Here is a 12,876-nt window from a genome sequence, read left to right as displayed (position 1 = left end):
CAAAGAAATAACTTAGATGAGATCTCTCATCCAACACGGTAAACTTGGGCTAGGAGCTTCCCCACCGGATTGGTCCGGCGGACCGGAGCGGCGACTTTCCTGTCGCCGGTGGAGCGGCGGTTTTCCTGCCGCCGCACTCCGTTGTGACAGACTTGGCGACGAAGACCGGGCGATTGGAACTCGCCCCCCTTTACGTGTTTTCCTTCATTTCCAAAAGTTTACGGACGATAGACCTGTTCGCCGGAGGGAACCGGTAGGAGTTGAGGCGGGACAATTCGACCCATCTGCCGCGGCCCAGAGACGGGGGCGACGGCAACCGGCAGAGGAAGAACCGGATGTCCACCGTCTGCTCCGGGTAACTGTAGTGGGCCCGCCCGTACAATTGCACCGGGCTATCAGACAGGTCCAGGCCCAACTCTTCCCGGACTTCCCGGGTCAGCCCGTCCCGAGCCGATTCCCCCCGTTCCAGCTTTCCGCCCGGAAATTCCCAGCAGCCCCTGAGACTGTCCCGGGTCCGGCGCGGTTGGATCCAGACCCGGCCCTGGGACAGGAGGATGGCGACGGCCACCTCCACGCGGGGAGGCGCCGCCGCGCCGGCCGACCGGGTCACCTGATCCGGCCTCGAGCCTCTACGGTCCACTCTCCAAGGACCTCCTGGCCCCGGTAGGGAAAGACGACGTCGTGGAGATTGACGGCGCCACAGACGTGGTTGGGGATGACCCGGAGCCGTTGTCCCACCTTCAGGCGCACGCCGGGCGGCAGTTCCATGAATCCGTGCTCCTCGTTCATGAAGAAAAGGGTCATCTCCGGGTAGCCCCTCACCAGACCATGGCCTTTGCGTGTGCCCGGACCCAACGGGTCGCTGGAAAAGGTCTTGGAACCGCCGTCGACGATGACTCGTCCGGGGACGGCATTGCTGATGACGGTGACCAGCAACGAGGCGGCGCACTGCTCCTCGGTACAGGTCTTCCACTCCAGCGTGTTGCGGTCGTTGAAGATGTAAGTGCCCGGGCGCATTTCGTCCAGGCCTGGGATCAGGTGGCAGTAAGGCGCGGACGGAGTGCTCCCACCGGAGATCCGGGGGACGGGGAACTTCTCGGCCGCAAAAAGTTCCAGGAGCCGCTGCAGTTCGTCGACCAGATTATTGAGGGTGTCGTTGTTGCCGTCGAAGTCCGGGTGGACATGGCCCGGATAGAACATGAGCCCTTCGAAGTCGAGGCCGGGCGTGGCTTCGATGAGACGGGCGAGACGGACCGCCTCCGGACCGGGCGGTACACCGCAGCGGCGGGCCCCCAGATCGATCTCCACGAAAACGGGGATCCGGGCGCCGTCCGCAGCGCGGCCGGCGGTGGCGACGGCCTCTTCCGAATCGAGGCTGACCGAGACTCGGGCCCGTTCCAGCACCGCCCGCAGGCGCCGGGCCTTGGCCTCGCCGAAGGGGGGATATGCCAGCATCAGGTCTTCCAGGCCGGCCTCGCTCATGACTTCGGCCTCTCCCAGCTTGGCGACGGTGATGCCTTGGGCTCCCAGCTCCAACTGCCGGCGGGCCAGGCGAGGCATCTTGTGAGTCTTGATGTGAGGACGCAGAGCGATGCCGTGCCGGCCGGAGTAATCCGCCATTCTACGCAGGTTGTCCTCCATGACCTCCACGTCGATGATCATTGCCGGAGTTTCCAGGTCATCGAGTCTCATGGCGGCGCCCTCCGCATGCGAAGTTTCTAAATCTGTGGAACCTCGGGCAGGATCCGGACTCTTCGGCCTTCGACTCGGACCCGGCCCTGGCAGAGCAGCTTCAGGGCCTCGGGGTAGATCTGGTGCTCGTGCACCAGGATTCGAGCGGAGAGGCTCTCCTCGGTATCGCCTTCTTCCACCGGAACCGGGTGCTGGAGGATGATGGGGCCATGGTCCAGCTCTTCGTCCACGAAATGGACCGTGCAGCCGGTGACCCTGGCGCCCCACTCCAGGGCCTGAGCCTGGGCGTGCAGTCCCGTGAAGGCCGGGAGGAGTGACGGATGGATGTTTAGAATCCGAAGCGGATACCGTTTCACCAGTTCCGGTCCGAGAATGCGCATGAACCCGGCCAGGCAGACCAGATCCGCCCGGGCCGCTTTCAACTCGGAGGCCAGCAGCCGGCTGTAGGCGTCGCGACCCACACCCTTGGAGGGGATGCAGACGGTGGGGTAGTTGCGTTCCCGCGCCAGTTCCAGACCCGCGGCCGACGCCCGGTTGGAGAGGACCAGCGAGATCCGGGCCGGTATTCGTCCCTCTTCAACGGCGTCGGACAGAGCCCGGAAGTTGGAGCCTCGGCCGCTGATGAGGATGCCGACGTTCTTCATGCGTATCGGACCTTGCCCTCTCCCTCCCCGATTTCCCCGGCCAGGACGTACTCTTCCCCGGTCCGCTCCAGCTCCGCCGCGACCGGGCCGTAACCGTCCCGGTCCACGACCAGGATCATGCCCAGGCCCATGTTGAAGGTCCGGTACATTTCGGCCTCTTCCACCCGCCCCAGTCGCTGAATGAGGCGAAAGACGGGGAGGTTCTCCCAGCTTCCCCGGCGCACTCGAGCGTCCAGGGCCGGAGGAAGCACTCGAGCCAGATTGTCCGTGATCCCGCCGCCCGTGATGTGCGCCACGGCGTGGAGCGCGTCCTGCCCCACGAGATTGCGGAGAGCGGGGAGATAATTGCGGTGCGGAATCAGCAATTCTTCCCCGAGGGTCTTTCCCAGGCTTTCGACGTAGGTGTCGACACTCATCCGCTCCCGCTCGAAAAAGAGTTTCCGGACCAGGGAGTAGCCGTTGGTGTGAATCCCGGAAGAGGGGAGTCCCACCAGCAGATCGCCGTTGCAGACCCGGCCCGTGTTGGGGACCCTGGATTCGTCCGCCATCCCCACGATGAACCCGGCAAGGTCGTATTCTCCCTCCTGGTAGAAGTCGGGCATTTCGGCGGTCTCTCCGCCCAGCAGGACGCAGCCGGCCTCCCGGCAGCCTTCGACGAGTCCCCTCACCACCTCCCGGACCACCCGGGGTTCGAGCTTTCCGGTGGCGATGTAGTCGAGAAAGAAAAGGGGCCGGGCCCCATGAACCAGGATGTCGTTGGTGCAGTGAGCCACCAGGTCCCTCCCCACCGTGTCGTGCACGCCGGTCAGGAATGCGATCTTGAGCTTGGTGCCGACTCCGTCGGCGCTGGAGACCAGGAGCGGTCTTTCCAATTGGCCGAAGTCGGGGCGGTAGAGACCCGAGAAGGCGCCGAAATCGGTCAGGACCCGGGAGTCGAAAGTGGATTGAACCAGACCCCGAATTCCGGCATAGGCCCGGTTGGCGGCATCCACGTCCACCCCGGCGTCGCGGTATCTCATTTCACCGATGAGTTCCGGGCCGATCCGCGGCCGGCCAGCTCGAACAACTGTTTCTGGCCCGAATCGCGAGTCGGCGGGATGGGGTATTTCTCGTCGAAGCAGGCCGCGCAGAAGTTTCCGCGATCGGACACGGCGTTCTTCATCCCCTCCAGGGAGAGGTAGGCGAGGCTGTCGGCGCCGACGTACTCCTGGATTTCACCGACGGTGTTGTTGGCGGCGATGAGCTCGGCGTGGGTCGGCGTGTCGATGCCGTAGTAACAGGGCGAGACGGTTGGGGGAGAGCTGACGCGGAAGTGAACCCTGGTGGCTCCCGCCGAGCGGACCATCTCCACGATCTTGCGGCTCGTGGTCCCTCGAACCACCGAGTCGTCGCAGAGGATGACCCTCTTCCCCGACAGCAGCTCCCGAATGGGGTTCAGCTTGACCTTGACCCCGAAATGCCGGATCGATTGCTTGGGCTCGATGAAGGTCCTTCCCACGTAGTGGTTTCGGATCAGTCCGAATTGGAAGGGAATGCCCGACTCCTTGGCATAGCCCAGGGCGGCCGTGACGCCCGAGTCCGGAACCGGGACCACCACGTCCGCGTCGGCCGGGGCTTCGCGGGCCAGCCGGCGCCCCATCCGGTAGCGGGCTCCGTGGACGCTGGTCCCGAAGACCCGGCTGTCCGGCCGGCTGAAATAAACCTGCTCGAAGATGCAGAAGGCGTGGCGCGGCGCGTCGGGTTGCCGAAAGGAATGGAGCGAACCGTCCTGGATTCGCAGGATCTCCCCCGGTTCGACGTCGCGCAGATAGCGCGCCCCGATCAGGTCGAAGGCGCAGGTCTCGGAGGCGACCACGTAGGCGTCTTCCAACCGGCCCAGACAGAGCGGACGCACGCCCATGGGGTCCCGGATGGCGTAAATGCAATCGGGACGCTGCAACACCATGGAGTAGGCGCCCCGGACGACCCGGAGGATCTCCAGCAGGGCGTCGTCCAGATCCTTCTGCGGACAATGAGCCAGAAGATGGAGAACGACTTCGGTGTCGCTGGTGGACTGGAAGATGGCCCCTTCCGCTTCCAGGCTCCGTCTCAACGACCCGGTGTTGACGATGTTCCCGTTGTGGGCCAGGGCGACGGGTCCGCGCCAGGATTGCGTGACGATGGGCTGGGCGTTGGTCAGCAGGCTCTCACCCATGGTGGAGTATCGAACGTGGGCCGTGGCCGACAGGCCCGGCAGCCGTTCCAGCTTCTCGTCGCTGAAAACCTCGGCGACGTAGCCCATTCCCCGTTCCTGGTGCAGGTTCGTTCCGTCGGACGAGACGATCCCGGCCGACTCCTGGCCTCGATGCTGGAGGGCGTAGAGTCCCAGGTAGGCGTGGCGGGCCGCCTCGGGGTGAGAGGCGATGCCGAAGATGCCGCACTCGTCGTGAAACTTGTCCTCGTGCATGGACTGTTGCGTTTCGGAAGGGCCCGAAGGGAGGCTGGCCTCCACGGCGGCAATATATTCCCCTGCGGACGGCAAATCAACACGGAATTCGAGGTTGACAGGGGTGTGAGATATCGTCAGAATGTCAATCGCCTCCCAGGCTCTTCGTGTGGATATGTGTATCCCAGGCTCAACTAACCTAACGTAGGGGGTCTTAATGGACAGCAAACGATTGTGTCTCGCGCTGGTTCTGGTGGGACTGAGCTTCGGCTTGGCCCTGGGACAGGGAGACCGGGCTACGGTGGTGGGAACCGTCACCGACAGCACGGGCGCAGTGATTCCAGGCGCCGAGGTTTACATGACTCAGATCGCCACCAACCAGGTCCACTCCTCGCTCTCCAGCGACACCGGCCAGTACGCCATTTCGGCGCTGCCGGCGGACGTGTACGAGATGAGGGTCACCATGCCCGGATTCAAGACGGAGGTCCGCTCCGGTCTGAAGATGGACGTGGGACAGAGCTACCGCATCGATATCGAGTTGAGTGTCGGTGAGGTGGCCGAGGTGGTGGAGGTCGCCTCCACCGCACCCATCCTGAAGACGGAGACGGCGGAGTTCGGACAGGTGATCGACAACAAGAAGATCATCAGCATCCCGCTGAACCAGAGAGATGTCTTCGGTGTTTTGGGCGGTCTGACGCCGGGCATCCAGCCTCAGCGGAATGTCGGCGTCGTCACCAACGGTGTGGCCTTCAATGTACGGGGGCTTCGGCGAGGTGACAACAATGCCACGCTCGACGGTTCTCAGATGAGCGAGACCAACGGCTCGCTCCAGTTTTTCGCCAACCCCGACGCCATTCAGGAGTTCGAGGTCAAGAGCGGCCTCTACGGCGCCGAGTACGGCATCAAGCCGGGCGGGCAGTTCAGCGCCGTCACCAAGAGCGGCACCAACGAGCTGCACGGCACCATCTTCTGGTTCCACCGCAACGACAACCTGGATGCCCGGAACTTCTTCGACACCGGCCGCAAGAACGAGTTCAAGCGGAACCAGTTCGGCGCCGTGGCGGGCGGACCGGTCATGTTTCCGGGGCTCTATGACGGCCGCGACCAGTCCTGGTGGTTTTTCGCCTACAGCGGGGAACGGATCCGCCAGTTCCGGTCGCTGACCGGCATTATGCCCACGGCGGCGCAGCGGAGCGGCACCTTTCCCAACACCATCATGGATCCCATGACGGGAGAGCCCTTTCCCAACAACACCATCCCCGCCGACCGGATTGCTCCCCAGTCCAGGCTGCTGGGAGAACTCTGGCCGGCGCCCAACACCGACATCAGCCGGGGATTCAACTACACCAGCGCCTCCAATGCTCCGGGACAACGGAACGAGTACATCGTCCGGATGGACATCAAGACGGGAGACGACAGCCGCTGGTTTGGCCGTTTCCTCTTCAATCAGCGGCCCATCACCTTCGTCAACATCGTCGACGCCTTCACCGTCATCAACGGCTTGGACAACTGGGCCCAGAACATCGTCAACACCCGGAACTTCGGGACCAACGTGGTCAACGAGCTGGGTCTCCATTTTTACAGGCGCCCCTACAATCCGGGCTTTCCGCCTGGAGGCCCCGACCTGGCTAACCAGTTGAACTTTCCCAACTGGCCCAAGCGGGGTGTGGACCTCAGGGGAACGCCTCGAGTCTCGGTGACCGGCTACCCCACTCTAGGATCCCGCCCCAACCGCGGCCCCGTCCCCGAGGGACAGTGGGAGCTCAAGGAGAACGTCAGCTGGACCAAGGGCAATCACTACCTGAAGGCCGGTTACCACTACCGGTACCACTACGTCTTCTTCGGCTTGGAACGGCGCAGTGAACTCTACTTCAACCAACCCAACTGGTACGCTGGGGACACCTTGGCCAATTTCTACCTGGGATACCTTTCCGGATCCCGGGAGGGAAGCGAGGCTCGTCTGAATCACAACTTCCCGGGCCACTACATCTATCTGCAGGACAGTTGGAAGGCCACTCCCAAACTGACCTTGCAGCTCGGTCTCCGTTACGAGTTGCGTCAAGGCTGGGAAGACAAGCGGGGATTCTCCACCAACCTCAAGGCCGATTGTGCGCTACGCACCGAGAACCCGATTCCCGACTGCTATGATCCTCCTCTGCTCCCACAGACGCTCGTGTTTCCCGAGACCGGGCGGTTCCAGCCCCAGGTAAACGTCTTCACCTGGACCAAGAACGGGTTTCAGCCGCGCCTGGGTCTCTCCTACCGTTTGACGGATCAGACGGTATTGCGCATTGGCGGCGGCATATACGGTAACGAGCCGCCGGGCGGCATGATGTACGGTGCGTCCGCTCTGGGCAATCCCCGGCCGAACTCCGGCCAGAGGGACTTCGAGGCCCTTGCGGCGGCCCCGAACCTTTTCATCTCCAACCCCTACGATGAGTCGGTTCTGGTCGGAGCCGGCGCCGTCACCAATGGGGGCGGATACGAAGACACCATGCCTCAGTGGTACGTGCCCAACTTCGGCTTGTCCCTCCAGCACCGCACCGGCCAGAACAACATGTTCGAAGTCGGATACGAGGGCTCGCGCTCGGTGCACGAGATGCAGGTCTTCCGGTTCAACGACGCCCGTCCGGGCGCAGGGCCTCGTCAGGAACGGCGGCCCTGGCCCAACATGACCCGGTACTACATGCTCCTGGGCAACGGCGACCAGACCTACCACGGCTTCAACTTCAAGTGGGAGAAGCGGCCGGGCCAATATGGTCTGACGTCGCTCCTGGTCTTCAGCTGGGGCAAGAGCATCGACACTACCGGCGGGCGCCTCAGCGTCACCGGCGACCCGCGCGAAGTGAGCCGAAACCTCTGGGCCGACGGCTTCACCTACAAGAACCGGGGCAGAGGCGAGGGCAACATCCCGATGCGGCTGGCCTGGTTGAAGGGTTGGGACATCCCCTTCGGACCTGGCCGCGCCTACGGCTCGGACGGCTTCTTCAGCCAGATCTTCGGCGGTTGGAGTGTCTACGCCATCACCACGCTGCAGAAGGGGCACTGGTACACGGTGTCGACCGCGGACCTGCTCGACGCGGGCAGCAACGCTTCCCAGCGGCCCGACCTGCTCCGGGATCCCAATTCCGGCAGCCGGCGGCCCGAGTCCTGGTTCCGGACGGACGCGTTCACAGCTCCGCCTCCAGGCCAGTACGGGAACGCGGGCCGAGGAATTGTGGAAGGTCCGGGCACCATCAATGTGGACTTCTCGCTATTGCGGGATTTCCACCTAGGTGAGGAGACCCGGATCCAGTTCCGGTTCGAGGCCTTCAACCTGACGAACCACACCAACCTCAATTCGAACTGGAACACGTTCAACTTCAACCACGGGTCTTTCGGATCCATTGGTTCGGCGTTGACCGCAAGACAGTTGCAGTTCGGCCTGAAGATCTACTACTGATTCGGATCGCAGGCTAGATTCACGAGCGCGTCCGCCGATTCGGCGGGCGCGCTTTTTTTTGTGCTGAAAAGGGACGCGCGATGCGGCTCAGGCGCAATAGGCGCCGTCCAGCAGGATGGTGTGCCCGGCGACGTAGGCGGAGAGACCACCACTGCCGACGCTACTGAGCAGTTGTTGGTCGATTGAGCATCCTGCGGAGTTGTGGACGGTTAATGACAGCCTCAGTTTCCAGCCGACTTCGGGGTCAGTACGCTAGTCGTCCGAGAGGTGCTGGTGCTCGTTGTGATTGCAACGCAATCGTCATATTGACTTGTCGCAATCAAGGAGATACGACTATGGCAAGTATCACGATCCGCAACCTGGACGACGGGGTGAAAACCCGCTTGCGGGTGCGGGCGGCGGGCAATGGCCGCTCGATGGAAGAAGAAGCGCGGCTGATTCTGCGTGATGCGGTCGGGCGCAAGCCGAGTTCCCGGAACCTTGCGAGCATCGTCCGCTCGTACTTTGGGCCGCAAAACGGCGTGGACCTGGAGTTGTCGCCCCGTGAGCCTGCTCGTGAGCCGCCGTCCTTCGAGTGAGCCTCGGCTATGTCAATTCTGCTTGACACCAACGTCGTGTCCGAACTGATTCGCAAGGCACCCGATCCTGCGGTAACAAGTTGGGTCTCGGACCATCCTTTGTACGACTTGTTTTTTTCGGCGGTCAGAGAGGAGAGATCGCAGCAGTCCTCGCCCTGCTGGAGGACATCGATGTCCGGGGTGCGGTGATCACCCCGGATGCCCTGCACACCACCCGTAACACGGCTCTCGCCATCCGACGCGGCCATGGGGCGCACTACCTGTTCACGGTCAAGGGCAACGCGCCTGAGACCTTCCATACCCTGGAGACCATCGACTGGGACCGGGATGCCACGGCGCGCTTCTCGGAACCCGACGAGAAGGCTCATGGCCGGATCGATCGGCGTCAAATCCAGGTTCTGAAACCCCTTCGGGGCCTGATCAACTATCCCCAAGTCCGGCAAATCTTCCGCGTGACCCGCCAGCGAACGCAGGTCAAGACCGACGAAGAGTCCCTGGAGGTGGCCTACGGCATGGCCTCGTTGGAGCCGGAACAAGCGAACGCCGAGCGGCTGTTGGCGCTCAACCGCGGTCATTGGGTCGTCGAGAACCGGAACCACCGTCCCCGGGACACCACCTTCGGTGAAGACGCCTGTCTGATGCACACCGGCCACGGATTCCAGGTTGACAGGGGTATGGGATATCGTCAGAATTTCGAACGCTTCCCAGGCTCTTCGAGTGGATAGGTGTATCCCAGGCTCAACTAACCTAATTTAGGGGGTTTTGATGGACAGCAAAAGATTGTGTCTCGCGCTGGTTCTGGTGGGACTGAGCTTCGGCTTGGCCCTGGGACAGGGAGACCGGGCTACGGTGGTGGGAACCGTCACCGACAGCACGGGCGCAGTGATTCCAGGCGCCGAGGTTTACATGACTCAGATCGCCACCAACCAGGTCCACTCCTCGCTCTCCAGCGACACCGGCCAGTACGCCATTTCGGCGCTGCCGGCGGACGTGTACGAGATGAGGGTCACCATGCCCGGATTCAAGACGGAGGTCCGCTCCGGTCTGAAGATGGACGTGGGACAGAGCTACCGCATCGATATCGAGTTGAGTGTCGGTGAGGTGGCCGAGGTGGTGGAGGTCGCCTCCACCGCACCCATCCTGAAGACGGAGACGGCGGAGTTCGGACAGGTGATCGACAACAAGAAGATCATCAGCATCCCGCTGAACCAGAGAGATGTCTTCGGTGTTTTGGGCGGTCTGACGCCGGGCATCCAGCCTCAGCGGAATGTCGGCGTCGTCACCAACGGTGTGGCCTTCAATGTACGGGGGCTTCGGCGAGGTGACAACAATGCCACGCTCGACGGTTCTCAGATGAGCGAGACCAACGGCTCGCTCCAGTTTTTCGCCAACCCCGACGCCATTCAGGAGTTCGAGGTCAAGAGCGGCCTCTACGGCGCCGAGTACGGCATCAAGCCGGGCGGGCAGTTCAGCGCCGTCACCAAGAGCGGCACCAACGAGCTGCACGGCACCATCTTCTGGTTCCACCGCAACGACAACCTGGATGCCCGGAACTTCTTCGACACCGGCCGCAAGAACGAATTCAAGCGGAACCAGTTCGGCGCCGTTGCCGGCGGACCGGTCATGTTTCCGGGCCTCTATGACGGTCGCGACCAGTCCTGGTGGTTCTTCGCCTACAGCGGTGAGCGGATCCGCCAGTTCCGTTCGTTGACGGGCACTGTGCCTACGGCGGCCGAGCGGGGTGGCGTGTTTTCCAGCGCCATCATGGATCCCATGACGGGTGAACCGTTTCCCAACAACACCATTCCCGCCAACCGGATCACTCCCCAGTCCAAGCTGTTGGGTGACCTCTGGCCTACCGCCAATACCCCCATCAGCCGGGGATTCAACTACACCAGCGCCTCCAATGCTCCGCAGGAGCGGAACGAGTACATCGTCCGGATGGACATCAAGACGGGCGACGACAGCCGCTGGTTCGGCCGTTTCCTCTTCAATCAGCGGCCCATAACGTTTGTCAACGTCGTTGACGCCTTCACCGTCATCAACGGCTTGGACAACTGGGCCCAGAACGTGGTCAACACCCGGAATTTCGGGACCAACATCGTCAACGAGTTGGGGCTTCACTTCTACCGTCGGCCCTACAATCCCGGCTTCCCGCCGGGCGGGCCCGATCTCGCCGACCAGTTGAATTTCCCCAACTGGCCAAAGCGGGGCGTGGATCTCTTTGGAACTCCTCGAGTCGCAGTGACCGGGTACCCGACAATCGGATCCCGCCCCAACCGTGGCCCCGTTCCCGAGGGTCAGTGGGAGATCAAGGAGAACGTCAGCTGGACCAAGGGCAATCACTACCTGAAGGCGGGTTACCACTACCGGTACCATTACATCTTCTTTGGCCTCGAGCGGCGGAGCGAACTCCACTTCAATACTCCGACGCGCTATACCGGAAACGCCTTGGCCAATTTCTACCTGGGCTATCTGAGTAACTCTCGAGAGGGAAGCGAAGCCCGCCTGAACCATAACTTTCCGGGTCACTACATCTACTTGCAGGACAGTTGGAAAGCCACTCCCAATCTGACCCTGCAACTGGGGCTCCGGTATGAGTTGCGCCAGGGTTGGGAAGATAAACGCGGGTTCTCCACCAACCTCAAGGCCGAATGTGCGATGCGTACGGAGAGTCCGATTCCCGATTGCTATTCGCCCCCTCTGCTCCAACAGACCCTCGTGTTTCCCGAGACAGGGCGGTTCGACCCACAGGTGAACATCTTCACCTGGACCAAGAATGGCTTTCAGCCCCGCTTGGGTCTTTCCTATCGGTTGACAGACCGGACCGTGTTGCGTGCCGGCGGCGGAATCTATGGGAACGAGCCTCCGGGCGGCATGCTGTACGGTGCCGCGGCGCTCGGAAATCCCAGGCCTAATTCGGGCCAGCGAGACTTCCCGGCCGATGCAAGCTCTCCGAATCTGTTCATCGACAACCCCTACGACGAGGCGGTCCTGAAAGGTACTAGTGGCCAGCTACTTCCGGGGGGTGGATATGAGGACGTGATGCCCCAATGGTATGTGCCCAACTGGGGAGTGTCGGTCCAGCATCGCGCTGGTGAAAACAACATGTTCGAGATTGGATACGAGGGTTCGCGCTCAGTGCACGAGATGCAAATTTTCGAATTCAACGACGCGGTTCCCGGGACTGCTCCCCGTCAGGAAAGACGGCCTTGGCCCTCGATGACCCGGTATCACATGCTCTTCGGCAATGGTGACCAGTCGTATCACGGCTTTAACTTCAAATGGGAAAAACGGCCAGGTCTGAATGGATTGACGTCACTCTTGGCCTTTAGTTGGGGCAAGAGTCTCGACACGACTGGCGGACGTTTGGGAATCGTTGGCGACCCGCGTGGTGTGACCCGAAACCTCTACGCCAACGGATTCAGCACCAAGAACAAGGGGCTGGGCGAGGGCAATATCCCGCTTCGACTGGCTTGGTTGAAGGGTTGGGACATTCCATACGGCCCCGGTCGTGCCCATGGCAGCGATGGCTTCTTCGCCCAGATATTCGGTGGTTGGAGCCTGTATGCCATTACGACTCTCCAGAAGGGACAGTGGTATACGGTTTCGACCACAGATATGCTGGACGTGGGAAGTAACGCTTCTCAACGGCCGGATCTGGTGGGCGATCCCAATACCGGCAGCAGGCGTGCCGATTCCTGGTTCCGAACGAGTGCTTTCGCAGCGCCGCCTCCGGGACAGTACGGGAGCGCCGGGCGTGGCATAGTGGAAGGTCCCGGCACCATAAATGTGGATTTTTCGATGCTTCGAGATTTTCACTTGGGTGAAGAAACCCGGATCCAGTTCAGAATGGAGGCGTTTAATCTGACCAACACCACGAATCTGAATCCGAACAACAATACCTGGAATTTTAACGCCGGACAATTCGGCTCCATCGGATCGGCCCTGACCGGAAGGCAGTTGCAGTTCGGCCTGAAGATCTACTACTGATCCGGGTTCCAGGCTAAATTCGAAAGCGGGGGGGGGCCAAGGGGGGGGGGGGGGGGTTTTTTTTTTTTAATTTTTTTTTTGTTTTTTTAATAGGGCGAGAGC

9 protein-coding genes are annotated in these 12,876 nt (G+C 62.0%); 4 read left to right on the top strand and 5 right to left on the bottom strand.

The features are described 5' to 3' along the window. Positions 1-190: 190 nt before the first annotated feature. Genes OXT71_02135 through purF form a run of 5 tightly spaced genes read right to left on the bottom strand, consistent with a single transcriptional unit; the run spans position 191 to position 4,782 of the window. The gene (locus OXT71_02135; protein ID MDE2925179.1) at positions 191-640 is read right to left on the bottom strand and encodes a (deoxy)nucleoside triphosphate pyrophosphohydrolase; all 450 of its coding nucleotides are present in this window, start codon (positions 638-640) and stop codon (positions 191-193) included. Further along, a complete protein-coding gene (locus OXT71_02130) occupies positions 607-1,692 on the bottom strand; it encodes an alanine racemase (protein MDE2925178.1) in 1,086 nt (361 codons plus the stop codon). Before OXT71_02130 ends, OXT71_02135 begins: the two co-directional genes overlap by 34 nt. 26 nt (positions 1,693-1,718) lie before the next feature. Further along, positions 1,719-2,336 carry a phosphoribosylglycinamide formyltransferase gene (gene purN / locus OXT71_02125; protein MDE2925177.1) on the bottom strand — a complete coding sequence of 206 codons (618 nt, stop codon included), beginning with the start codon at positions 2,334-2,336 and terminating at the stop codon, positions 1,719-1,721. Then, on the bottom strand, positions 2,333-3,355 hold the full coding sequence (gene purM, locus OXT71_02120) for a phosphoribosylformylglycinamidine cyclo-ligase (GenBank protein MDE2925176.1): 1,023 nt from the start codon (positions 3,353-3,355) through the stop codon (positions 2,333-2,335). Before purM ends, purN begins: the two co-directional genes overlap by 4 nt. Continuing rightward, positions 3,352-4,782 (bottom strand): amidophosphoribosyltransferase, encoded by a 1,431-nt coding sequence (gene purF / locus OXT71_02115; protein MDE2925175.1) that lies wholly within the window; start codon positions 4,780-4,782, stop codon positions 3,352-3,354. The genes purM and purF overlap by 4 nt, the downstream gene beginning before the upstream one ends. 196 nt (positions 4,783-4,978) lie before the next feature. On the opposite strand from purF, the gene OXT71_02110 reads away from it, so the two are divergent. The 4 genes from OXT71_02110 to OXT71_02095 all read left to right on the top strand — a co-directional run bounded on the left by OXT71_02110 (position 4,979) and on the right by OXT71_02095 (position 12,774). Then, a complete protein-coding gene (locus OXT71_02110) occupies positions 4,979-8,203 on the top strand; it encodes a carboxypeptidase regulatory-like domain-containing protein (protein MDE2925174.1) in 3,225 nt (1,074 codons plus the stop codon). Between the two features lie 335 nt (positions 8,204-8,538). Then, positions 8,539-8,781 carry a plasmid stabilization protein gene (locus tag OXT71_02105; protein MDE2925173.1) on the top strand — a complete coding sequence of 81 codons (243 nt, stop codon included), beginning with the start codon at positions 8,539-8,541 and terminating at the stop codon, positions 8,779-8,781. Positions 8,782-8,861: 80 nt separating this feature from the next. Beyond that, complete coding sequence (locus tag OXT71_02100) at positions 8,862-9,506, top strand: ISAs1 family transposase (protein ID MDE2925172.1); 645 nt, start codon at positions 8,862-8,864, stop codon at positions 9,504-9,506. A 40-nt stretch (positions 9,507-9,546) separates the two neighbouring features. Next, positions 9,547-12,774 (top strand): TonB-dependent receptor, encoded by a 3,228-nt coding sequence (locus OXT71_02095; GenBank protein MDE2925171.1) that lies wholly within the window; start codon positions 9,547-9,549, stop codon positions 12,772-12,774. Positions 12,775-12,876 lie beyond the last annotated feature (102 nt).

The organism is Acidobacteriota bacterium, assembly GCA_028874215.1.
Taxonomy (GTDB): domain Bacteria; phylum Acidobacteriota; class UBA6911; order RPQK01; family JAJDTT01; genus JAJDTT01.
This window is presented reverse-complemented; position numbering and strand designations above follow the sequence as displayed.

Excerpts from the sequence above, each read along its gene's own strand:
- OXT71_02130 (MDE2925178.1), bottom strand. The coding sequence starts at position 1,692 with ATGAGACTCGATGACCTGGAAACTCCGGCAATGATCATCGACGTGGAG.
- purN (MDE2925177.1), bottom strand. The coding sequence starts at position 2,336 with ATGAAGAACGTCGGCATCCTCATCAGCGGCCGAGGCTCCAACTTCCGG.
- purM (MDE2925176.1), bottom strand. The coding sequence starts at position 3,355 with ATGAGATACCGCGACGCCGGGGTGGACGTGGATGCCGCCAACCGGGCC.
- purF (MDE2925175.1), bottom strand. The coding sequence starts at position 4,782 with ATGCACGAGGACAAGTTTCACGACGAGTGCGGCATCTTCGGCATCGCC.
- OXT71_02110 (MDE2925174.1), top strand. The coding sequence starts at position 4,979 with ATGGACAGCAAACGATTGTGTCTCGCGCTGGTTCTGGTGGGACTGAGC.
- OXT71_02105 (MDE2925173.1), top strand. The coding sequence starts at position 8,539 with ATGGCAAGTATCACGATCCGCAACCTGGACGACGGGGTGAAAACCCGC.
- OXT71_02095 (MDE2925171.1), top strand. The coding sequence starts at position 9,547 with ATGGACAGCAAAAGATTGTGTCTCGCGCTGGTTCTGGTGGGACTGAGC.